This is a genomic window from Devosia oryzisoli (genome assembly GCF_014837245.1).
Taxonomy (GTDB): domain Bacteria; phylum Pseudomonadota; class Alphaproteobacteria; order Rhizobiales; family Devosiaceae; genus Devosia; species Devosia oryzisoli.
In genome coordinates, this window is sequence record NZ_JACYFU010000001.1 from 1,100,277 (window position 1) to 1,121,901 (window position 21,625).

The 21,625-nt window shown below is 62.5% G+C and carries 19 protein-coding genes; 7 read left to right on the forward strand and 12 right to left on the reverse strand.

Translation table 11 applies throughout. From position 1 onward, the window contains the following. Positions 1-181: 181 nt before the first annotated feature. Positions 182-2,608, reverse strand: a complete 2,427-nt coding sequence (gene lon / locus IC608_RS05530) for an endopeptidase La (protein ID WP_191773340.1) — start codon at positions 2,606-2,608, stop codon at positions 182-184. Between the two features lie 269 nt (positions 2,609-2,877). Between lon and rocF the strand changes: the two genes are divergently transcribed. Then, positions 2,878-3,849: an arginase gene (gene rocF / locus IC608_RS05535; protein WP_210316209.1), complete on the forward strand. Its 972-nt coding sequence runs from the start codon at positions 2,878-2,880 to the stop codon at positions 3,847-3,849. On the opposite strand, the gene IC608_RS05540 is transcribed toward rocF, so the two are convergent. From IC608_RS05540 to IC608_RS05555, 4 genes are all read right to left on the reverse strand, one after another. Further along, positions 3,833-4,633, reverse strand: coding sequence for a glycerophosphodiester phosphodiesterase family protein (locus IC608_RS05540; RefSeq protein WP_191773342.1), 801 nt, complete (start codon positions 4,631-4,633; stop codon positions 3,833-3,835). The two genes, rocF and IC608_RS05540, sit on opposite strands and share 17 nt — an antisense overlap. A 21-nt stretch (positions 4,634-4,654) precedes the next feature. Further along, on the reverse strand, positions 4,655-5,932 hold the full coding sequence (gene clpX, locus IC608_RS05545) for an ATP-dependent Clp protease ATP-binding subunit ClpX (RefSeq protein WP_191773343.1): 1,278 nt from the start codon (positions 5,930-5,932) through the stop codon (positions 4,655-4,657). Between the two features lie 174 nt (positions 5,933-6,106). Next, on the reverse strand, positions 6,107-6,736 hold the full coding sequence (locus IC608_RS05550; RefSeq protein ID WP_191773344.1) for an ATP-dependent Clp protease proteolytic subunit: 630 nt from the start codon (positions 6,734-6,736) through the stop codon (positions 6,107-6,109). A 240-nt stretch (positions 6,737-6,976) separates the two neighbouring features. Continuing rightward, entirely contained in the window at positions 6,977-7,204 is a 228-nt protein-coding gene (locus IC608_RS05555; protein ID WP_191773345.1) for a hypothetical protein, read from the reverse strand. Positions 7,205-7,330: 126 nt separating this feature from the next. On the opposite strand from IC608_RS05555, the gene IC608_RS05560 reads away from it, so the two are divergent. Further along, entirely contained in the window at positions 7,331-8,587 is a 1,257-nt protein-coding gene (locus tag IC608_RS05560) for a cytochrome P450 (RefSeq protein WP_191773347.1), read from the forward strand. 52 nt (positions 8,588-8,639) lie between these two features. On the opposite strand, the gene IC608_RS05565 is transcribed toward IC608_RS05560, so the two are convergent. The 5 genes from IC608_RS05565 to IC608_RS05585 form a co-directional block, all read right to left on the reverse strand. Then, positions 8,640-10,007: a dicarboxylate/amino acid:cation symporter gene (locus tag IC608_RS05565; protein ID WP_191773349.1), complete on the reverse strand. Its 1,368-nt coding sequence runs from the start codon at positions 10,005-10,007 to the stop codon at positions 8,640-8,642. A gap of 161 nt (positions 10,008-10,168) precedes the next feature. Next, on the reverse strand, positions 10,169-10,810 hold the full coding sequence (locus tag IC608_RS05570) for an SdpI family protein (RefSeq protein ID WP_191773351.1): 642 nt from the start codon (positions 10,808-10,810) through the stop codon (positions 10,169-10,171). Between the two features lie 126 nt (positions 10,811-10,936). Then, the gene (rpsI, locus tag IC608_RS05575) at positions 10,937-11,419 is read right to left on the reverse strand and encodes a 30S ribosomal protein S9 (protein WP_191773353.1); all 483 of its coding nucleotides are present in this window, start codon (positions 11,417-11,419) and stop codon (positions 10,937-10,939) included. A 1-nt stretch (position 11,420) separates the two neighbouring features. After that, the gene (gene rplM, locus IC608_RS05580; protein WP_191773355.1) at positions 11,421-11,885 is read right to left on the reverse strand and encodes a 50S ribosomal protein L13; all 465 of its coding nucleotides are present in this window, start codon (positions 11,883-11,885) and stop codon (positions 11,421-11,423) included. Positions 11,886-12,032: 147 nt separating this feature from the next. After that, positions 12,033-13,094: a COX15/CtaA family protein gene (locus IC608_RS05585; protein WP_345890838.1), complete on the reverse strand. Its 1,062-nt coding sequence runs from the start codon at positions 13,092-13,094 to the stop codon at positions 12,033-12,035. 79 nt (positions 13,095-13,173) lie between these two features. On the opposite strand from IC608_RS05585, the gene IC608_RS05590 reads away from it, so the two are divergent. Further along, on the forward strand, positions 13,174-13,389 hold the full coding sequence (locus IC608_RS05590; RefSeq protein ID WP_282567929.1) for a DUF2842 domain-containing protein: 216 nt from the start codon (positions 13,174-13,176) through the stop codon (positions 13,387-13,389). Here IC608_RS05590 and IC608_RS05595 read toward each other — a convergent pair. Both IC608_RS05595 and IC608_RS05600 read right to left on the reverse strand, forming a co-directional pair. Continuing rightward, entirely contained in the window at positions 13,379-14,419 is a 1,041-nt protein-coding gene (locus tag IC608_RS05595; RefSeq protein ID WP_191773361.1) for a polysaccharide deacetylase family protein, read from the reverse strand. The genes IC608_RS05590 and IC608_RS05595 overlap by 11 nt on opposite strands. Positions 14,420-14,425: 6 nt before the next feature. Beyond that, positions 14,426-16,900, reverse strand: a complete 2,475-nt coding sequence (locus tag IC608_RS05600; protein WP_191773363.1) for a GumC family protein — start codon at positions 16,898-16,900, stop codon at positions 14,426-14,428. Positions 16,901-17,069: 169 nt separating this feature from the next. On the opposite strand from IC608_RS05600, the gene IC608_RS05605 reads away from it, so the two are divergent. From IC608_RS05605 to IC608_RS05620, 4 genes are all read left to right on the forward strand, one after another. Then, positions 17,070-17,624 carry a polysaccharide biosynthesis/export family protein gene (locus IC608_RS05605; protein WP_191773365.1) on the forward strand — a complete coding sequence of 185 codons (555 nt, stop codon included), beginning with the start codon at positions 17,070-17,072 and terminating at the stop codon, positions 17,622-17,624. Positions 17,625-17,660: 36 nt separating this feature from the next. Then, a complete protein-coding gene (locus IC608_RS05610) occupies positions 17,661-18,749 on the forward strand; it encodes a glycosyltransferase family 4 protein (protein ID WP_282567930.1) in 1,089 nt (362 codons plus the stop codon). 80 nt (positions 18,750-18,829) lie between these two features. Next, a complete protein-coding gene (locus IC608_RS05615) occupies positions 18,830-20,350 on the forward strand; it encodes an undecaprenyl-phosphate glucose phosphotransferase (RefSeq protein ID WP_191773368.1) in 1,521 nt (506 codons plus the stop codon). Next, positions 20,347-21,624, forward strand: a complete 1,278-nt coding sequence (locus IC608_RS05620) for an O-antigen ligase family protein (RefSeq protein ID WP_191773370.1) — start codon at positions 20,347-20,349, stop codon at positions 21,622-21,624. The genes IC608_RS05615 and IC608_RS05620 overlap by 4 nt, the downstream gene beginning before the upstream one ends. The last annotated feature ends 1 nt before the right edge of the window (position 21,625 follow it).

Here is a 21,625-nt window from a genome sequence, read left to right on the forward strand (position 1 = left end):
GCGGCTCCCCACTCCACCCCACCCTCGGTCGCTCCCCATCGAGGGGAGTGAGGCGCTGGTGGGGGTGTTCGTGCATGCTGCTCGTCGACATATCCAGGACACCCCCTCTTCCGTCACCATCGCGCTGAAACAAAAATGGCGGCCCTGGGGCCGCCATTTCGTTATCGTCTTGCGCGTGGGGCTAGTGCGTCACGCTGGCCGTCGAATCTTCTACGGGGTCGACAGCAGCAGGCACGGCGGGCTCGGCGTCGAAGTCCCACTCGATGGGCTCGGGCTTGCGCACCAGCGCCCGCTCGATAACCTGGTCCATCCGGCTCACCGGCACGATTTCCATGCCTTCCTTGACGATGTCCGGGATTTCCTGGAGATCGCGAACGTTCTCCTCAGGGATCAGCACGGTCTTGATGCCGCCGCGCAGCGCCGCAAGTAGCTTCTCCTTGAGGCCGCCGATGGGCAGCACCCTGCCCCGCAGCGTGATCTCGCCGGTCATCGCGACGTCGTTGCGCACCGGAATGCCGGTCATCACCGACACAATCGCCGTTGCAAGACCGATACCAGCCGACGGGCCATCCTTGGGGGTGGCGCCTTCAGGCAGGTGAACGTGGATATCACGCTTGTCGAACATCGGCGGCTTGATGCCGAAGTCAATGCAGCGGGACTTCACATAGGCGGTGGCCGCGGTCAGCGACTCCTTCATCACTTCCTTGATGTTGCCGGTGACGGACATGCGACCCTTGCCGGGGGTCATCACGCCTTCGATCGTCAGAAGCTCACCGCCAACGGATGTCCAGGCCAGGCCCGTCACGAGACCAACCTGGGCTTCGGCTTCGATCTCGCCATGCTTAAAGATCGACGGGCCGAGATACTTGGCCAGCGCTTCTTCGTCGATGGTGATCGACTTCGCCTTGGTCCGCACGATGTCGGTGATCGCCTTACGCATCAGCTTGGAGATCTCGCGCTTGAGATTGCGCACGCCGGCTTCCCGCGTATAGCCGCGGATCACCTTCATGAGCATTTCGTCGCTCAGCACGAATTCGCCATGCGCGAGCCCGTTCTCCTTGGCGGTCTCTGGGATGAGGTGCTGCTTGGCGATCGCATGCTTCTCCTCCTCGGTGTACCCCGAGAGGCGAATGATCTCCATGCGGTCCATCAGCGGGCCAGGAATGTTGAGCGTGTTCGACGTCGTCACGAACATCACGTCCGAGAGGTCATAGTCGACTTCGAGGTAGTGGTCGTTGAACGTATTGTTCTGCTCCGGATCGAGCACTTCGAGCAGGGCCGAAGACGGATCGCCGCGGAAGTCCTGGCCCATCTTGTCGATCTCGTCGAGCAGGAAGAGCGGGTTGGACTTGCCCACCTTCTTGAGCGACTGGATGATCTTGCCAGGCATGGAGCCGATATAGGTCCGGCGGTGACCGCGGATCTCGGCCTCGTCGCGCACGCCACCAAGAGCCATGCGAACGAATTCACGTCCGGTGGCCTTGGCAATGGACTTGCCCAGCGAGGTCTTGCCGACGCCCGGAGGACCAACAAGGCAGAGAATCGGCCCCTTGAGCGTGCCCGTGCGGGCCTGCACGGCCAGATACTCAAGGATGCGCTCCTTGACCTTCTCAAGGCCGTAGTGATCCTCGTTGAGGACCTTTTCCGCCAGGATCAGGTCGCGCTTGACCTTGCTCTTCTTGCCCCAGGGCAGGCCGAGCAGGGTGTCGAGATAATTGCGCACCACGGTGGCTTCTGCCGACATCGGGCTCATGCCCTTGAGCTTCTTGATCTCGCCTTCGGCCTTGGCCTTGGCTTCCTTCGAGAGCTTGGTCTTGGCGATACGCTCTTCGAGTTCGGTGATCTCGTTGGTACCGTCCTCACCATCACCCAGCTCGCGCTGGATCGCCTTCATCTGCTCGTTGAGGTAGTACTCGCGCTGCGTCTTCTCCATCTGACGCTTGACGCGGGAGCGGATGCGCTTTTCCACCTGCAGCACACCGATTTCGCCTTCCATCAGGCCGAGTACCTTCTGGAAGCGCTCGACGACGGAAACCGTGGACAGCAGATCCTCCTTTTCGGGGATCTTGATGACCAGGTGGCTGGCGATCGTATCGGCCAACTTGCTGGAGTTTTCGATCTGCCCGACCGCGGCGACCACCTCGGCGGAGATCTTCTTGTTGAGCTTGACGTAGTTCTCGAACTCAGACTGCGCGGAGCGAGCCAGAGCTTCGATCTCGGTAGCGTCTTCTTCGGGTTCGGGCAGAGCGGACGCTTCGGCTTCGAAGTACTCTTCGGTCTGCAGGTAGTTGTCGATCGTGGCGCGATGCAGGCCTTCGACCAAAACCTTGACGGTGCCGTCGGGCAGCTTGAGCAACTGCAGCACGGTCGCGATGGTCCCGGTCGGGTAGATCTGGTCAGGCGCCGGATCATCATCCTGCGCATTCTTCTGCGTCACGACCAGAATGTGCTTGTCGTCCCGCATGACTTCTTCGAGGGCCTTCACGGACTTCTCGCGCCCCACGAAGAGGGGAACGATCATGCCAGGGAAGACGACGATGTCGCGCAGGGGAAGAACCGGGTAAACCCGGTCCCGGCTCGTTTCGCCGGTTGGATTGACGTCCGACATCAGTATTCCTTTCCAGGGCACGCCAAGGGAGAGGAAGGGGCGGCGCGCCCGTATTGCGACTGCCCAGGCTAAAAGGCTGGGCGATTCCCGTTAATAAATAGGGTGCTGCCCCCTTCCCGCAAGCCAACCTTTTCGCTTTTGTGAACGTTAGGCCTGCTACGCACAGGAGATGTTCCCGGATTAGCGGAAACATCCGTGTGCCTTGCATGCTGGCCTGTTCACGTTCCGCATTTCCCGATGTTCGCCGAAGCAGAATGCCCGGAGTGTCCATGAGCGTTTCCGCCCGTCCCCGCCGGATCGATCTTATCGGCATAGCAACCGCTTCAGGAGCCTCCGTTCGGGGATGCGGCATGGGTCCGGAGTCGCTGCGCGTTGCCGGACTTGTCGAAGCGCTGATCGATCTTGGCCACAGGGTTGCCGACCATGGGGATCTGCGAAGACCACGGCCGGATGTCTCCACTCACCCGTCGAGCGGGCGGGCGCCGGAGCAACGCAAGGCGGACGTGCTGGACCTGGCCGCGCGCACGAGTGAAGCTGGAATGACCATTCTATCAGAAGGCTGCCTCCCCGTCTTCCTCGGTGGCGACCATTCCATCGCCATGGGCAGTGTTTCCGCCGTGGCGCGTCATTGCGGGGATGAGAGGCCGGTACACGTGATGTGGATCGACGCACATGCCGATTACAACACGCCATTGACGTCCCCCACGGGAAATCTTCATGGCATGCCACTGGCCCTTCTGTGCGGGGAGCCTGGCTTCGACGACAGCTTTGCCGGCCCGTGGCTCGGCCGAATAGACCCGCGCAATGTCACGATCTTCGGGGCCCGTTCCATCGATCGTGACGAACGCAAGCTCCTGCAATCACGGGGCGTCGATGTGGTGGACATGCGCAAGATAGACCAACTAGGGGTTGTCGCGCTCATGCAGAAACTCCTTGAGCGCGTGAAAACCGCGGGTGCACACATGCATGTTAGCCTCGACCTCGATGCCATGGATCCCTCCATCGCGCCGGGCGGCGGAACGCTGGTGCCCGGAGGCCTCAGCTATCGCGAAGCGCACCTGATAATGGAAATGCTGCACGACAGCGGCAGCGTCGGATCACTGGACGTCGTGGAACTCAACCCCTTCCTGGATCACGGCGGGCAGAGCGCCACCCTGCTCGTGGACCTCGCGGCAAGCCTGTTCGGCCGGTCGATCATGGGCGAGGAACCTGGCCCGATGGAATTCACGACAGAGGCGTGAGGGGGCAGTCCCCGGGGATAAGGTCGTCCGTGTAGACGGCGTCAACGCCGAAGGCTCCCACCAGAAATACGGACCAACAGTCGTTGACGGTGTGGGTGTAAATAGGCACGTCCAGCCTCGTCTTGGCATAGAGTGCCGAGCCGGTAAGCGCGTCGAGGATGGGCATGGTCAGCGCCTTGACTGCAATGCCTGAGCTGGCCAATTCCTCGACTCCCGCCATGCGCTCGCCCCTGCTGCCCGACCGATAGAGCGTGAGAACAAGATTTCGGACACCAAGCTCCTGCAGCGATCGCGCTTCTGCGACGCTGTATGCTTGCGCGAGCAGACGCTCGCCGAGCGCAGCATGCAGGATTTTGTTGATCTCCAAAACGTGACTTTTGGCATCGGACATCAGGACAGCGTCGGGATGCTGATGGAGCCAGTCGAGAAGTTCAGGGATCGTGCACGGTGGATGGTCGATTTTTGCACGGGCAGTGCTGAAGGCCGCAAGAGAAGGCACCCCCTCGAACCCCGACCAGTCGTGACCGCATACGGCAACACCGTCTGCCGTCATCTCAAAATCGACCTCGATCAGCCGATGACCTCGCTGGTAAGCGGATGAGAACGCCCCGATCGAATTAGTGTAGTTGCGTCCACCGATGCGTCCACCCGCGTGCGCCACAGCGGGGGTATCCGAATACATGTCGACGGTGGCGCGTTCGAATGCCGCCAGCAGCACCAGAATTGCCAGGATCAGCAGTAAAACGCCGCCGGCTCTATTGAGCCAGCGGCGCAGCGGATGCATGGGATTACGAGGCTCCGGCAATCAGGCGGAAGCCGGTGCTTCTTCTTTCTTGCGTTCTGCGTAGATGTAGAGCGGACGAACGTCCTTGCCCCGCACCACGTCTTCGCTGATCACGACCTCTTCGACACCTTCGAGCGAGGGCAGGTCGTACATGGTATCGAGCAGGATGCCTTCCATGATGGAGCGCAGGCCACGAGCACCGGTCTTGCGTTCGATGGCCTTCTCGGCAATCGCCTTGAGAGCGTCCTCGTGGAAGGTCAGTTCGACATCTTCCATCTGGAACAGGCGCTGGTACTGGCGCACCAGAGCGTTCTTGGGCGAGGTCAGGATTTCGATTAGCGCCGGGACATCCAAATCCTCAAGCGTCGCGAGAACCGGCAAACGGCCGATGAATTCGGGGATCAGTCCGAACTTGACCAGATCTTCCGGCTCCACCTCGGCAAGCACTTCACCCACGCGACGGTCCGCCGGATCCTTGACTGTGGCGGCAAAACCGATGCCCGAGCCTTCACCACGGGCGGCGATGATGCGCTCCAGCCCGGCGAAAGCGCCGCCGCAGATGAAGAGGATATTGGTCGTATCCACCTGCAGGAACTCCTGCTGCGGATGCTTGCGACCACCCTGCGGGGGTACCGAAGCCACGGTGCCTTCCATGATCTTGAGGAGCGCCTGCTGCACACCCTCGCCCGACACGTCGCGGGTGATCGACGGATTGTCCGACTTGCGGGAAATCTTGTCCACTTCGTCGATGTAGACGATGCCGCGCTGGGCCTTCTCGACGTTGTAGTCCGCGGCCTGAAGCAGCTTGAGAATGATGTTCTCGACGTCTTCACCCACGTAGCCGGCTTCGGTCAGGGTAGTGGCGTCGGCCATGGTGAACGGCACGTCGATGATGCGCGCCAGCGTCTGGGCAAGCAGCGTCTTCCCCGAGCCGGTCGGGCCGATCAGCATGATGTTGGACTTGGAGAGTTCCACGTCCTGGTTCTTGGCGGCGTGGTGCAGGCGCTTGTAGTGGTTGTGCACGGCCACGGAGAGCACCCGCTTGGCCCGGCCCTGGCCGATGACGTAGTCGTCCAGCACCTTGCAAATCTCGGCCGGAGTGGGCACGCCGTCGGAGGACTTGACCATCGAGGTCTTGTTCTCTTCGCGGATGATGTCCATGCACAGCTCGACGCATTCATCGCAGATGAACACAGTCGGACCGGCGATCAGCTTGCGAACTTCGTGCTGGGACTTGCCGCAGAACGAGCAGTACAGCGTGTTCTTGGAGGTTTCGCCGTTGTTTGTCTCTTTGGACATCCAGTCACTCCCGGGGGCCGGACGCCCCCAAATTCAAGCGTTAACGCAAACCGTAACGCTCAAGACATAAACAAAGTCTAAGCCGAAACGACCTTAAGGGCCGTTCCGGCTGCGCGCAATTGCACCGGGATCACAGTCCACGGCGCAGCGTCATTGTGCTTAACGCGCGGCGGGTCAGCTGGGAACCTCGGGAATCGCGCGCTTCTCCATGACGTTGTCGATAAGGCCGAAGGCCTTCGCCTCTTCAGGCGAGAGGAAACGATCGCGCTCGAGGGCGTTCTCGATCTCCTCGTAGGTGCGGCCGGTGTGCTTTTCATAGATCTGATTGAGGCGCCGCTTCAGACCCTCGACTTCCTTGGCATGGATCAGGATATCGGTGACCTGACCCTGAAAGCCGCCGGACGGCTGGTGGACCATGACGCGCGAGTTGGGCAGGCTCGAGCGCATGCCCGCTTCACCGGCGGCCAGCAGCAGCGACCCCATCGAGGCGGCCTGGCCCATCACCATCGTGGCGACGGCCGGACGGATGAACTGCATGGTGTCGTAAATGGAAAGGCCAGCCGTCACCACGCCACCGGGCGAGTTGATGTACATGGCGATTTCCTTTTTCGGGTTTTCCGATTCGAGGAAAAGCAACTGCGCCACGATGAGCGAGGCCATGTTGTCCTCGACCACACCGGTCACGAAAATGATGCGCTCGCGCAGGAGGCGCGAGTAGATGTCGAAGGCGCGTTCGCCGCGGTTCGACTGCTCGACCACCATGGGAACGAGCGTATTCATGTAAAGATCGTGCGGATCCCGCATAGAAAGCCCCTTGGCTTGTGCCCGCGTCGCGGTCCGGGCAAGCTCTTTAACGTTGATTGGTCAACATCCCCTGCCCGAACGCGCACTCAGCAAGGCAAGAATGTCTCAAATATCGATCGGCGCGACCGGCCGATGCAGCGACGCCGCCGTGGTTGGCGGTAAAGCGACAGATAGGCGGCAATGAGGCATCCCGCAAGGGCAGCAGCCGAGCGTGTCGTCTCAAGGTGAATATCGCGCTTCTCAGGTGAAGCTGATGGCGACGCCCTTCTTGCGGAAATAGGCCTGCATCAGCTTACGGCCCTGGCGGTTGGGCTGGGCGAGCTTGGCCGTCTCGAAATTGGCTTCCTTGACACCTTCGCGTGCCATGGCTGCCTTGAGGGCGGCGATATGGGCGTCCAGATCCTCATTGTCGTTGCGGATGGACGCGTAGATGGCGTCGATGGCCTCGGGGACGCTGATGTCGCTCAAGCCGTGCACTCCTTAAAACCGGTGGCTCTCTCCCTAACGGATTTTTCAGCACGAGCAAGCAGCAGACCATAGGCAGGTCGTATCAAGGGCCCTATTGTCGGCGATCTTCCAACCGGTTTGCTCATCATGGCCGCCATTCTTCAGGTCCGTCCCGTCACCGATGTTCTCCCACGGCTCAGGGCCAGTGCGTCTCCGCAGGACCCGCAGTTCTTTCAGGACCCGTATGGCTTCTACGCCGAGCGGCATGCTGACGAGCCCGGCTTCTTCTGGGAAGAGTATGGACACTGGTGCTTCGCCGACTTTCGATCGGTCAGCGAATTGTTGCGCGACAAACGGTTCGGGCGCCACATCCTGCATGTCGCCTCGCGCGAGGAAATCGGCCTGCCGCAGCCCAAGCCACACGTGGCCGATTTCGACCTGACCGAGCAGCACTCGCTGCTGAATCTTGAGCCGCCCGCACATACGCGTTTGCGGACACTAGTAAACCGGGCCTTTGTGTCGAGGCAAGTGGAGCAACTGCGCCCGCGCATACGGCAATTGGCCAACCAGATGATCGACAGCTTCGAGCATGACGGCAGTGTCGACCTCATCAAGAGTTTCGCTGCGCCCATCCCCGCTATCGTTATTGCGGAAATGATCGGCCTGCCTGCAGAGATGGCACCGCAGTTGCTCAATTGGTCCAATCGCATGGTGACGATGTACATGTACAATGTCAGCCATGAGACGGAACTGGACGCCAACCGGGCTGCTGCGGATTTTACCGCCTATCTGCGCGAAGTGATCGCGGAGCGCCGCCGGCAGCCGCAGCAAGACCTGCTCAGTCACATGCTCACCAGTGATCGGGCCGGAGATGTGCTGAGCGATGACGAGGTGTTGTCCACGGCCATTCTCTTGCTCAATGCGGGACACGAAGCGACCGTGCACACCACGGGCAATGGCGTGAAAGCCATTCTGGAAAGCGGCCTCGACCCGCAGTCCCTCTTTGCCAGTGAGGGCCAGACGGAAGCCACAGTGGAGGAATGCCTGCGGTTTGACGCGCCGCTGCATCTTTTTACCCGCTACGCGCTGATGGACCTGGAATACAATGGCATCCGGTTGCGCAAGGGAGACGTGGTCGGCCTGATGCTCGGTGCCGCCAACCGCGATCCGAGGCGGTTTGTGCATGCGGAGCGGTTCGATCCATTCCGCACCGATGCGGCCAATGTCAGCTTCGGGGCAGGAATCCACTTCTGCATCGGCGCGCCCCTGGCCCGCATCGAGCTACAGGAGGCGATGCGCGTGCTCTTCGCAAGGCTGCCCCGCCTAAGGATCGTCGAGCCGCCACGCTACGCCAACGTCTATCACTTTCACGGACTTGAGCGCCTGCGGGTGGCGTGGGACTGAAACAAAAAAGGGGAGGCCGCGGCCTCCCCTTTCAGCCCTGATGGCCGGACTACTATGCGGGCACCGCCTCGGCGTCGAGCGCCTCGATGGTCTTGCCACCGTTGTCGTAAATGGCCTGGTTGAGGATGCCCTGACGCTTGGCGACGATGGTCGGGATCAACGCCTGCCCGGCCACGTTAACCGCCGTGCGGCCCATGTCGAGGATCGGATCGACCGCCAGAAGCAGGCCGACGCCTTCGAGGGGCAGGCCCAGCGTGGAGAGCGTCAGCGTCAGCATCACCGTTGCGCCCGTCAGGCCCGCGGTGGCGGCCGAGCCAATCACGGATACGAAGACGATCAGCAGATAATGCTGGATGCCAAGCTCCACGCCGAAAAACTGCGCCACAAAGATCGCGGCGATGGCCGGATAGATGGCGGCACAACCGTCCATCTTGGTGGTGGCGCCGAGAGGCACCGCGAACGCCGCATACTCGCGAGGCACACCCAGGTTCTTCTCCGTCACACGCTCCGTTACCGGCATGGTGCCGACGGAGGAACGGGATACGAAGCCGAGCTGAATCGCCGGCCAAGCGCTCTGGAAGTAGCGGATCGGGTTGAGTCCGTTGGCCTGCAACAAGATCGGATAGAGACAGAATAGTACCAATACCAGACCAATATAGACCGCCGCTGCGAACCATCCGAGCTGCGCGAGGGCATCCCAGCCATAAACGGCGACGGCGTTGCCCAAGAGCCCAATCGTGCCGATGGGCGTTAGGCGGATCACCCACCACAAGACCTTATGGATGACCTTGAGGAAGGAGCGGGTGAATTCCAGGAAGGTGTCGGCAGCCGGACCAACGCGCAGCGCCGCGACGCCCACGACGATGGAGATCACGAGGATCTGCAGCACGTTGAAATTGAGGCTCGTCGTAGCGCCGCTGTCGCCGACGCGGGTCGAGGCCTGCAGGCCCAGGATATTGGACGGGATCAGGCCCTTGAGGAAGTCGAGCCAGGAGCCGGTCGAGGACGGCGCGCGCGCAGCCGTTTCGGCCACGGCCGTATTGAGGCCGGGCTGGATAATCAGACCGAGGGCAATACCGATGACGACAGAGACCAGCGCGGTGATGGCGAACCACAACAGCGTTTGCCAGACGAGCCTGGCGGCGTTGTTCAGCTGCCGCAGGTTTGCAATCGACGAGACGATAGCAGTGAAGACGAGCACCGGCACCAGTGCACGCAGCAGGGATACGAAGGAGGATCCCACCGTCGCGAGGGTTTGCGTCAACCAGTTGGGATTGCCCGCAGCGTCGGGACCCATGATGCGTGCCACGTAGCCAAGCAGAAGGCCGACCACCATGGCCGCCAGTACCTGGCCACCGAAGTTACGGTAGAAGGGCTGTGGTGCCCGCGGGGCCGCCGCAGAAACCGTGGTGGGAGACATGATCGACCTTTCCGGAAGCGGCATCTGCACAATCATTGTGCCAATTGCCTTGATTTCGCCCAACACTACCCTCGCCGGCGCCAGACCGCAGCGCATGAAGTTGCCACAGCGGGCCGCGGGAAGAATTTTCCAACTCCATAAAGGGCGGGCGGAGGAACTGTTTATTCAGGCAGGCGGCCGAGGAGCAGTGTGTACAAGGCGGAGAGTGTGGGGAGCAGCACCAACGACGCGACCATCGCCAGGACGGTGATGCCAGGGCCAGGGTCGAGCCAAACAACTACCGCCAGGGCGACGGCGATAATGACGCCGGTCCCGCCCGCCGACCTGTGTACCCTCCGCCACGCCCGGTCGCCCGGAATAGGCCAAGGCAGCCGCAAGCCTGCATAGGTGTGCCGTTCGGCTTCAAAAAGCACGATGCCGGTGATCAGGAACACTGCAGCAAGGACGCCTGCCGTAATCCGGAACAGGTCGATGTCTGCTCCAACCCCGACAAGGAGCAGCGCCAGCTGGCAAGCGAAGGCAATTGCAAGAGCGAGCGTCAGGGCGGGATCGAGAACGTGCCGTACGCGGGCGAGGTGACCCGGGGTCAGTGCGCGCCCGAGCATCCAGAAGCCGCCAATCAGCAGCAGCTCAACAAGGGGAGCGACGGCAATTGCCGGATTTCGCGGCCATAGCCAATCGGCGCCACTGCCCTGCCAGTGGGCGGGGAATGCAAAGTCGGCCGGTACACGGAAAATGATGACACCGGCCGTGGCAATGGTGACAGCCAGAATCAGGAGATGGAACTTCGTGATCAACGCCATGACGCGCAGGCAAACAACGCAGCAACGCCTCCGTCAAGCGCCGGGATGTCCAGCTCGCCCGGGGGCAGAAAAGCAACGAGGGCCGGTTTCCCGGCCCCCTGCACATTCGGAAGATGAACCCAGCGCCTAGCGCTTGGAGAACTGGAAGGAGCGGCGGGCCTTGGCCTTACCGTACTTCTTGCGCTCGACGACGCGGCTGTCGCGGGTCAGGAAGCCACCCTTCTTGAGGATGGAGCGCAGCTCGGGCTCGAAATAGTTCAGCGCCTTGGAGATGCCATGACGCACCGCACCGGCCTGGCCGGAAAGACCGCCGCCGGCAACGGTGACGTTGACGTCGTACTGGTCCGTGCGCTCGGTCGCGACGATCGGCTGCTGCACGATCAGGCGCAGCACCGGACGAGCGAAATAACGCTCGAACTCACGGCCGTTGATGGTCAGCTTGCCCTTGCCCGGCTTGATCCAGACGCGAGCAACTGCGTTCTTGCGCTTGCCGGTGGCATAGGCGCGACCCAGCGAGTCCAGCTTCTGAACATGCACCGGCGCCGTGTTGGCGGAGGCGGCGACAGTGGTGGTGCCGAGGTCTTCGAGGGAGTTGATGGTTTCAGCCATATTACTTCACCCGGACGTTCTTGGAGTTCATCGCAGCGACGTCGAGCTTGGTCGGGTTCTGCGCTTCATGGGGATGCTCGGAACCGGCATAGACGCGCAGGTTCTTGAGCTGGGCGCGGGTCAGCGGACCACCCGGCATCATGCGGCGAACGGCGTTCTCGAGCACGCGGTTCGGGAAGCGACCTTCCAGAAGTTCGCGCGCGGTGCGGTCCTTGATGCCGCCGGGATAGCCGGTGTGCCAGTAGAAGCGGTGCTGATCCAGCTTGCGACCGGTCAGGCGCACCTTATCGGCATTGATGACAACGATGTTGTCGCCCATGTCCATGTGCGGCGTGAAGGTAGGCTTGTGCTTGCCGCGCAGGCGGGAAGCAATGATCGAAGCAAGGCGACCCACGACAAGCCCTTCGGCGTCGATGAGGATCCACTTCTTTTCGATCTCGCTCGGTTTTGCCGAGTAAGTGCTCATAATCGAAATCCCTGGAAAACTGGATTTTCCGGCCCGCAACAGAGTCAGCCCGGAGCTTTCGAGCGGGTGAATATGAGGGATTCCTGGAGGCGTCAAGCCCCCTAAAAATATGATGGAAAAACAGCCACTTACAGATGCGGTATTATATTACCGCACCCGTCGCATGTCCGCAATGTAGGCCGTGACGAGCCCGGCCAGCATGAAGGCCAGCGCCTGATGACCAACGGCCAGGGAGATGGGCACGTGGAACAGAAGCGTCGCGATGCCCAGGCACACCTGCAGGACTATGATAAACCCCAGGCGCGGCAGCCAGGCATGGACGCCACCGAACCCGCCGTCTTTCGACCGTCGCCAGATCATCCAGCAGGCATAGGCGGTGATGGCATAGGCGATGACCCTGTGGTTGAACTGCACCGTCATGCCGTTCTCGAACACGTTCCGCCAGGCGGGCTCCATCACGTAGAGTCCGTTGGGGATGAGCGCCCCGTCCATCAGCGGCCACGTGTTGTAGCCCATCCCTGCGTCCAATCCGGCAACGAACGCCCCTGCCCCAATCTGAAAGATGACGAAAATAAGCAGCAGGACCGCCCTCGACATCTGGCCCCGGGAGACACGCCCGATCACCCGCCCCGGCTCCAGAGACCGTGCCACATAAACCAGGGCAATCAGGAGAAGCGAGGCCGCCGTCAGATGTGCCGCCAGGCGGTATTGGGAGACAGAGGTCAGCACGGAAAGGCCTGACGACACCATCCACCACCCCAGCAACCCCTGGAAACCCCCAAGCAAGAACAGTCCAAAGAGGGGCCAGGTCAGTTCACGAGGCAGACGCTTCTGCACAAGAAAGACAAGAAAGGGGACAAGGAACACGACGCCCAGCAGACGGCCGAGGAGGCGATGAAACCATTCCCAGAAGAAAATGCCCTTGAAATCTTCGAGCGACATCCATGAGTGGACGGCGGCAAACTGCGGGATCTCTTTGTACGCGTCGAACTCGGCCTGCCATTGCGCGGCATTGAGCGGCGGGATGATGCCGGAGATCGGCTTCCAGCTGGTTATGGACAGACCGGATTCGGTGAGGCGCGTGATGCCGCCCACAACCACCATGAGCAAGACGAACGACGCCATCGCGTAGAGCCAGATGCGCACGGGGCGCAGCCGGTCTCCGGCAATCCGCACACGGCCGGGTGCGGCATCTTGCAAGGTGGTCACAACGATAATCCCGGTATCGGTTGAGGTGCGGGAGTGGTAAGCCCGCACGAGATTTGTCGCAACAGCCGCAATGCCGCACATGAAACAGCGTCACCGCAAGTTGATCGGAGCCGTTTTGACGATCGTTTCGATCGTCGTCTGGGCCAGCATCGCGACGTCCATCTACCTGGCGTTTCCGCCCGACCTGCCGTGGTACGTGCTGATCCCCTATTTCCTGGTGGCCGGGATCGGCTGGGTGTTTCCCGCCATGATGCTCGTCAAGTGGATGGCCCGGCCGGACGCGCCTAGCCGGTGAGTTTGCCCAGGGCGGAGAACACACCTCCGCTTGCAAATACATCGACATACCGGCGGTTCTGAAAGTAACCGTTGAGGGAAACGCGCGGCAGCGCCGTCAGGGCTTGAAGGTGATACGGGTAGAGACCTCCCGGGCGCGTGGTGACGGCTGTCCGAAACCCTAGGTCTTGCGCCAGCGCGAACTCGCGCGGACCGCAGGAGAGCGGGCCGCCGAGCGGATAGGAGAAATGGACCGGCCGGCGGCCAAACTTCTTCTCAAGGATATCGGCCGATTGCACCATTTCCAGTGCGGCCTCATCCGGGGAAAGCTTGGCGAGCTCGTAATGGTGCACTGTGTGCGCACCGATCGTGCACAGCGGGTTCGCTGCGATTTCCGAGAGTTCGCCCCATCCCATGATCAGGTCGCGGCATTGCGCAGAAAGGTCGTAGCGGTAGCGCCGCGTGAACTCTGCCAGCAGGTCAAGCCGCTCAGGCTCGGGCATCTTGCGCATGCGCCAATAGAGCCGATCGAAGGCGGTTGCCTTTTGTCGTGCCGTCCGAGCCTCGATGCGTTCGGGACCATCTTCGCCGGCAAAGGCGATCTCGTCGTGGCGCGAGATGATGTCCTCTATCGCCTGCCACCAGAGCTGCCCCCGCCCCTCCGGATATGCGGTCGGGACGTAGAGGGTGAACGGCGCTGCGTGCCTGTGAAGGACCGGCAAAGCATGTTGGAGATTGTCGCGGTAGCCGTCGTCGAAGGTCAACACAACGAAGGGTCGTCCTTTGCGGGCGGTCGCCAGCCTCTCCAGCGCCTCGTCGAGGGAGACGATATCGATGCCGGTCTGTGGCAGGCGCTCGAGGCAGTAGTCGAGAAAATCCGGCGTTATCTGCAGGATGGCGTTTGGCGAGAATGGCGCGGGCGCGTCCGGTAGCACCCGATGAAGCGTGAAGATGACGCCCCTTGCCTGCGATAGGTGTCGGGCGATCCGCGGGGCGCCGCTCAGCCATAAAAGTTCGAAGGCGGCGCGGATCGCCGTATATTTGAGCGACATGCGCGATCAGGCCGCCATCGCATCGGCGCTGGCCGCGATCTCGACAAGCGGCACGCCAGCTTCCATCAGACGCTGCCGAGCGGAAGCGGCCGCTTCCATGTCGGCGCCCTCGCCTGCCACCATCACCACGCGACCGCCCAGGTCGAGGAACGGCGCCAGCATGGAGTTGCGCCCTAGCTTGCCAGTCAGCACCACGACAACCTCGTAGATGTCGCCCAGCGCCTCGACCAGGGTTGCCGGCTTGGCCGAATTGCGGTCGATGCTCTCGCCAAAGCCCCACGGGACTTCGGCATAGCTGTTGTCGGATGACTTCTGAACCACATCGCCGAAGCTCGCGTCGCCGGAGCTGAGATCGGTGAGGCCGGCCGTCTCGCTGATCCGCCCCGTACCCGCGTCTACCAAGGCGACACTGAGGCCCTTCGCGAGCGCATCGCCGACCAGATTGTCTGCCAGGTGTTGGCTGGGGAGGCCATCTCCGTGATCGGCGAGCAGCAAAAGATGGGTGCGGCCCAGCACGAGGTCTGCGGCGAGATCCGAATAGCGCACCATGCCCGACTTGGGGATCGGCGAAGCGGCTTTCGGTGACATCGGCGCGCCAGTCGCGGCAAGTTCGGCTATGTGCGGTGCGTCCTGTATACCGTTCGAATGTCCGAGGCGGGCTTTGATGAACTCGCGCACGCGCGCCAGTTCGGCTCGCGCGGCTGTCAGATCCTCGGCCGGTTCGACGACAGCGTCGTCCTCGGGCTCGGTCGTCGCTGCTGGCTCGAATTGAGAGATAAATGACAGGCGCTCTTCCGTCGTCTGCAGTTCGGCTTCTGCCGGAACGTGGGTCCACTCGCTGTGGTCATCGTCCGCTGTCTCGTCGGTTGGATCAGCTTGCGCCACGTCAGGCTCGTAGGCGGAAGCCGCGTCCACATACTCGTTTGCAAGGGAATGCACATCGGCGTACGCGACAACTTCTTCCTCGTAGACGCCTTCGTCCTGGTCAGGAATATCCTGCAGGTTCTGATCGAGCACCTCGGCCGGCTCGACCTCTTCGTCGGCCGGAGCGTCGAATTCTGTCACCCGCTCCTGTTCGCGCACGGTCTCGATGATGGCGCGGCCGGACATCAGCTCGCCGAAGATCGTCGCACCGATCTGCACGGCGAGGCCGAACAGCCCCACGGCCATCATGATCAGCGATGTCTTGGGCGAGGCCGGCGAAACGGCAGGCGCCGCCACGGAAACCACGCGCACGTCGGGCAGCGCCGAGTTGACGTTCACGGTGGATGACGCCTCGTTGTAGCGGGCAAGGTAGCTTTCAAGCAGGTCGCGCTGCGCCTTGGCCTCGCGCTGCAGCGCGTCCAGGGTTACCCCGTCACGGGTCGCCGTGGACGCATCGACTTTGGTGCGCACCATGTCGTCCTGCAGCGACGCGATGATCCCCTCTTCGATCTGGGCCTCCGCATCGAGCGCAGAGGCGACGCGACGGCCTTCGGCCTGGATTTGGTTGTCCAACTCGCCGATCTGCGCCGTCATGGCGCGGATCGTCGGGTGATTGGGCAGGAGGGTTGCGGAAAGCTGCGCCTTCTCAGCCTGCAGCCGCGCCTTCTGCTCGCTCAACTGCTGGACGACCGCCGAGTCACGGACGTCGGGAACGCCCTCCACCGGCTGCGCCCGATCGAGCAACCCCCGGATCAGTGTGGCGCGGGACTGGGCCGTGTTCTTGCGCTCCTGCGCCGCGTTGATCTGCTGCGCGATCGTCGACAACTGCTGGTCGATGAGCGTCGTGTTGTTCTGACCCATGTAGAGGTCGTTATCGACCTTGAACTGGGCGACAGCGGATTCAGCATCGTTTACCGCAGACCGCAGCCGGGCGATTTCCTCGCCGAGCCAGCCCGACGCCTCGGCCGTATCGGCGAGGGTCAGCTGTGCCCGCCGGGCGACGTGCGCGTTGGCGATGGCGTTGGCAATATCGGCGGCAAGTTGCGGATCGCTCGAGCGCACCAGCACGGAGATGATGCGAGAATCGCGCTCCTGAATCACGGTCAGGCGATCGTAAAGTGTGTTGAGGGCGACCTCATCGACGCTTGGCGACGCGGCGCGGCGCCCCATCATCTGGGTCAGCAGAGACAGCGGCGAGAAGCCGGCATCGGTCCCGTTGAATTCCGGCTTGGACTGCAGGTCGAGCCGGTCGATGACGCGCATCAGCGTGTCGCGCGACTTGATCAACTCGATCTGGCTCGAGACCACGCCGGCATCGGCCGCGGATGGGGCGGATGACTGGGCGACGCTGGGCCGAAGGTAGGCGCTGGCGCGGGGCTCCACCAGAATGGATGCAGACGACTCGTAGAGGCGGGGCTGAAACATCAGAACGACAAAGGTGATGGTCAGGAGCGCCAGGGTGACCAGCACGATGCGCGGTAGTTTCGCCAGGACCGCTCCGACCAGCGACGGCACATCTATCCGCGCATCGCGCAATGTCGGCGACTCGTAAGTCATGGCAGGCCCCCAGAAACACGAGAGGGATATTCGCCTCCTCGTGGTCAAAATTCGGTTAATGGGCGTTGCAGGACGCAGGCCGCGGCCGCGGCCATAAGCGAATTCTTAACCATGCCATCGGCACACTGCGCCCCAGATTCCAACCGCATTCCAACCGCGCGAGAGTGCCATGCGCTGGCTGTTGCCCGTCCTTTGCCTTAGCCTCACCATGCCGCTGGCGGCATGCGCCACAACGCGCCCAGCGACGTACCTTGTAGAGACCAAGGGGCCTTATCAGCTCGATACGGGCGATGTGGTGCGGGTCAGCGTCTACGGGGACGCGGAACTGAGCAAGACGTACCGCATCGATGACAACGGGGCGATCGCGTTTCCGCTGGTCGGGCCAGTGGTGGTGCGCGGTGACACGACCGAGCGCGCAGCGGCCCGGCTCGCCGCCGCCCTCTCCAATGGCTTCATGCGCAACCCGGACGTCGCGGTCGAGATAGACCAGTACCGCCCCTTCTTCATCCAGGGCGAGGTCGGCAATTCGGGGCAGTTCCCCTATGTCTACGGCATGACGGTGCGCGCGGCCATCAGTACGGCCGGGGGTTTTTCCGACACGGCCGACCGTGGCCACGCCATCGTCTACCGGCGCCAGGGCAAGGCCATGGCGAAGGGCAGTGTCGACCTCGACTATCCCATCTACCCCGGCGACACCATCGTGGTCGAGGAGCGGTGGTTCTAGCCAATGGCCGGCCGGCCGCTGCGAGTACTTCAGGTCATGCGGGCTCCTGTCGGGGGCCTGTTTCGTCATGTTGCGGACTTGACTCGCGCCCTGGCGGAAAGGGGCCATGACGTCGGCCTCGTGGTCGACACCCTCGCCAATGATGCGCAGACCGAAGACCGCCTGCGGGCCCTCGAGCCCTCTGCCGCTTTGGGCATCCATCGCTTCCCGATGCCGCGGGTGTTCGGCAAGGCAGACGTGACTACGCCCCTGGCCGTCAAGCGGCTGATCCGGAGCCTCCGGATAGACATCGTACATGGGCACGGCGCGAAGGGCGGCTTCCATGCCCGACTGGCAGGCTTGGGCGGAAGAAGGGTCGCGACCTTCTACACGCCGCACGGGGGCGTGCTGCACTTCCCGGCCCATTCGGCTTCCGGGCGGGTCTTCCACCGGCTCGAGAGGTGGATGATGGCGAGAACCGATGGGATCATCTTCGAAAGCGACTATGCCCGGCGAACCTATTCCGCGCTGATCGGCCAACCCACCTGCCCCGTCGACGTCATCTTCAACGGCCTCGCACCGGCGGAATTCGATCCGGTCGATCTTGCGCCAGACGCAGCCGATTTCGCTTTCGTGGGCGAGCTGCGGGCGCTCAAGGGCATTTTCACGCTTGTCGAAGCCATGCCGGGTCTCAGGCGAAAAGATGGGGCGCCAACGCGCCTGGTAATGGCCGGCGATGGGCCGGACCGGCTGCAGCTCGAGCAGAGGATCGGGCAACTCGACCTTTCTCAGCGGGTTTCGCTGTTGGGCTCGAGGCCAGCGCGCGAGGTCTTCGCTGCGGGGCGAGCGGTCATCGTTCCGTCACTGGCCGAATCCCTGCCCTATGTCGTGCTCGAGGCTGCCGCGGCGCAGCGTCCGGTCATTGCCACGCGGGTTGGCGGAATTCCGGAAATCTTCGGACCGACAGCCAACGCGCTGATCCCTCCGGACGACCCGGCAGCGCTTTCCCGAGCGATGCAGGAGACGCTGGATGCTCCCGAGCGGGCGGATGCCGAAATGCGGGAGCGGCTCGCGCACATCAAGGCGCACTTTTCGGTAGATCGAATGGCAGACGCGATCTTGAGGCTCTACCAGTCGGTGGAATGAATACGGCCGCGCTATTTCACGGAGTTTTAAAGAGCCGCGGTCGACAATAGCGGGATTAGCACCCCGTTGGCAGGATCATCATGTTCCGCGTCGATCCCCAAAAAGCGATCGAAGATCACGCTCTCCGTGGCGAGGCAGTCGAAGACCATCGCGGCCTTTCTTCCTTTGCCGACGCCATCGTCAACGCTCCGATCGAGCGCACCTACTCGGGCGCGATCATTTCCGGCGTGGCGCAGATCGTTGAAGCGCTGCTGCTGGTTGCCCTGGGGTACACCATTCACCTGCTCTACGTCCCTTCCGGACAGGAAGCCTTCTATGGCCCGGTGGTGCTGGGCACGGTGCTTCTCGCCAATATCCTGCTCAATGCTGCCCGGACCCACCGCATCGCGGCCTACCGGACGCTGTTGAATCAGGCTGGCCGTGTCATCGCTGCCTGGGGAGCGTCCATGGCGGTGCTCACGGCCGCTATTTTCTTTTTCAAGGCGGGGGACCAGCTCTCTCGCGTCTGGCTCTTTACCTGGTTCGTCTCTGGGACGGCGCTGCTGCTGGGCTTCCGGCTCGCTCTCAGGGCCCTCATTCAGCACTGGAGCAACAATGGCCGGCTCAAGCGGCGCACGGTTATCGTCGGTGGCGGACAAGACGCGGAGGTGCTGATCGACCAGATCCGCTCCGGCGCCGGGAACGACATCAACCTGCTCGGCCTCTTCGACGACCGGATCGATGACCGATCGCCCGACTCCGTGGCGGGCTATCCCAAGCTCGGGAAGGTCGCGGACCTCATCGAGTTCGCTCGCCGCACCCAGGTCGACCTCGTGCTGGTGTCCATGCCGCTGTCGGCGGAAAAGCGCGTCCTCGACATGCTCACCCAGCTCTGGGTGCTGCCGGTGGACATCCGGCTCGCCACGCATATGAGCAAGCTCAAGTTCACGAACCGCGCCTACTCCTATGTCGGCGAAGTGCCGGTTCTGGATATGGCCGACCGGCCGATCTCGGACTGGAACCTGACGTTCAAGTGGGTGTTCGACAAGGTCGTCGCCCTCCTGGCCCTCATCCTGCTCTCGCCGGTGATGGTCGTTACAGCCATCGCGATCAAGCTCGAGAGCAAGGGCCCGGTCTTCTTCGTGCAGAACCGGCACGGCTTCAACAATGAGATGATCCGCGTCTACAAGTTCCGATCCATGCGCACGGACATGCTGGACCAGACCGCGTCGCGCCTCGTGACCAAGGGCGATCCTCGCGTGACCCGGGTGGGTCGTTTCATCCGCAAGACCTCGATCGACGAGTTGCCGCAGCTCTTCAACGTGCTCAAGGGAGAGCTGTCCATCGTCGGACCGCGGCCTCACGCCACCCAGGCCAAGGCGGAGAACCTGCTCTACTACGAAGCTGTCGAGGGCTATTTTGCACGTCACCGGGTGAAGCCCGGCATGACGGGGTGGGCACAGATCAAGGGCTGGCGCGGCGAGACCGACACGGTCGACAAGATCATGCAGCGCGTCAACCACGACCTCTACTACATCGAGCATTGGTCGATCCTGTTCGACCTCTACATCGTGCTGATGACGCCGATCTCGCTAATTTCGAAGAGCGAGAACGCCTATTGAGCGCCACTGCCGTCGCAGCGGCGCCGCTTTCGGAGCGGGCTCAACTCGGGCGGGCCCTGCTCGGCCGCTTCGCGCGGCGTTCCCTCGACGTCCTGGTGGCCATCTGGATCTTCTCGGGCGCGATCGTCTTCGTCGAACCTTCGCCGTATGAACTGGCGTTCGTCCTGGTTCTTCCGGTCGCCCTCCTGGCCGGCCTCGGCCTCTACCGGTCGACGGTGGGCCTGCTGGCGATCATCTTTCTCTTCACGCCCTTCGCGCTGATTGCCTGTTTCCAGGTGCGCTACTCCAGCGTCACCTCCGCGCTCACCTTCAGCCTCGTGACGATCTTTCTTCTGGTCACTTCATATTTCGTGGCCAACTTCGTCGCCGAAGCACCTGGCCGGCGCATGAAGCTCATCGTCTCCGCCTACACAGCCGCCGCGCTGTTCGCATCGATACTGGGGACGCTCGCTTACCTTCGGCTCGTCCCCGCATCCGATCTTTTCCTGCTCTACGGCCGGGCCCGCGCCACCTTCAAGGACCCGAACGTCTTCGGACCGTTCCTCATCCTGCCGGCCATGTTTGCGCTGCAGCGCATTCTCCTCGGCGATCGCCGGCAGGTGATCTGGGGCGGGCTATTCTACATGGTCATCTTTGTCGGTGTCTTCGTGAGTTTCTCCCGGGCGGCATGGGGCCACTTCGCGCTGTCCTCGGGAATGGTGCTGGCGCTGGTCTTCTTCCTCGAAGCCAATGCACGTGAGAAGGTGCGCATCCTCATGATGTCGCTGGCGGGCGCGCTGTTGCTCGTCGTGGCCCTGGCCGGATTGCTCTCCATCCCTGCCGTCAACCACCTCTTCGAGGTGCGTGCGGCCTCACAGGACTATGATTCAGGCGCTACGGGCCGCTTCGGGCGGCAGGGATACGCCTTCGAGCTGGCGCTCGATCATCCCTGGGGCATCGGGCCAGCGGAGTTTCGTAACCTGCGCATCGTGGAGGAGCCGCACAACGTCTACGTCACGGTCCTGCACGTCTACGGCTGGGGCGGCGGATTTCTTTTCTACCTGTTGATTGCCGTCACGCTTTGGAAGGGCTTCGCCGCTCTCGCGCGGCCCTCGCCCTACCGGCTACTGGCCATTCCGCTGATCTCGACCTTCGCCATGCTGGCGGGCGAGTCGGCGATCATCGATACCGATCACTGGCGACACCTCTACCTGCTGATCGGTCTGATCTGGGGCGTTTCGTCGGCCATGGGTCAATACGAGAGCCACGCGGCGGGAAAACGCCTGCTGGTCTAGC

Excerpts from the sequence above, each read along its gene's own strand:
- lon (WP_191773340.1), bottom strand. The coding sequence starts at position 2,608 with ATGTCGGACGTCAATCCAACCGGCGAAACGAGCCGGGACCGGGTTTAC.
- rocF (WP_210316209.1), top strand. The coding sequence starts at position 2,878 with ATGAGCGTTTCCGCCCGTCCCCGCCGGATCGATCTTATCGGCATAGCA.
- IC608_RS05540 (WP_191773342.1), bottom strand. The coding sequence starts at position 4,633 with ATGCATCCGCTGCGCCGCTGGCTCAATAGAGCCGGCGGCGTTTTACTG.
- clpX (WP_191773343.1), bottom strand. The coding sequence starts at position 5,932 with ATGTCCAAAGAGACAAACAACGGCGAAACCTCCAAGAACACGCTGTAC.
- IC608_RS05550 (WP_191773344.1), bottom strand. The coding sequence starts at position 6,736 with ATGCGGGATCCGCACGATCTTTACATGAATACGCTCGTTCCCATGGTG.
- IC608_RS05560 (WP_191773347.1), top strand. The coding sequence starts at position 7,331 with ATGGCCGCCATTCTTCAGGTCCGTCCCGTCACCGATGTTCTCCCACGG.
- IC608_RS05565 (WP_191773349.1), bottom strand. The coding sequence starts at position 10,007 with ATGTCTCCCACCACGGTTTCTGCGGCGGCCCCGCGGGCACCACAGCCC.
- IC608_RS05570 (WP_191773351.1), bottom strand. The coding sequence starts at position 10,810 with ATGGCGTTGATCACGAAGTTCCATCTCCTGATTCTGGCTGTCACCATT.
- rpsI (WP_191773353.1), bottom strand. The coding sequence starts at position 11,419 with ATGGCTGAAACCATCAACTCCCTCGAAGACCTCGGCACCACCACTGTC.
- rplM (WP_191773355.1), bottom strand. The coding sequence starts at position 11,885 with ATGAGCACTTACTCGGCAAAACCGAGCGAGATCGAAAAGAAGTGGATC.
- IC608_RS05590 (WP_282567929.1), top strand. The coding sequence starts at position 13,174 with ATGAAACAGCGTCACCGCAAGTTGATCGGAGCCGTTTTGACGATCGTT.
- IC608_RS05595 (WP_191773361.1), bottom strand. The coding sequence starts at position 14,419 with ATGTCGCTCAAATATACGGCGATCCGCGCCGCCTTCGAACTTTTATGG.
- IC608_RS05600 (WP_191773363.1), bottom strand. The coding sequence starts at position 16,900 with ATGACTTACGAGTCGCCGACATTGCGCGATGCGCGGATAGATGTGCCG.
- IC608_RS05605 (WP_191773365.1), top strand. The coding sequence starts at position 17,070 with ATGCGCTGGCTGTTGCCCGTCCTTTGCCTTAGCCTCACCATGCCGCTG.
- IC608_RS05610 (WP_282567930.1), top strand. The coding sequence starts at position 17,661 with ATGCGGGCTCCTGTCGGGGGCCTGTTTCGTCATGTTGCGGACTTGACT.
- IC608_RS05615 (WP_191773368.1), top strand. The coding sequence starts at position 18,830 with ATGTTCCGCGTCGATCCCCAAAAAGCGATCGAAGATCACGCTCTCCGT.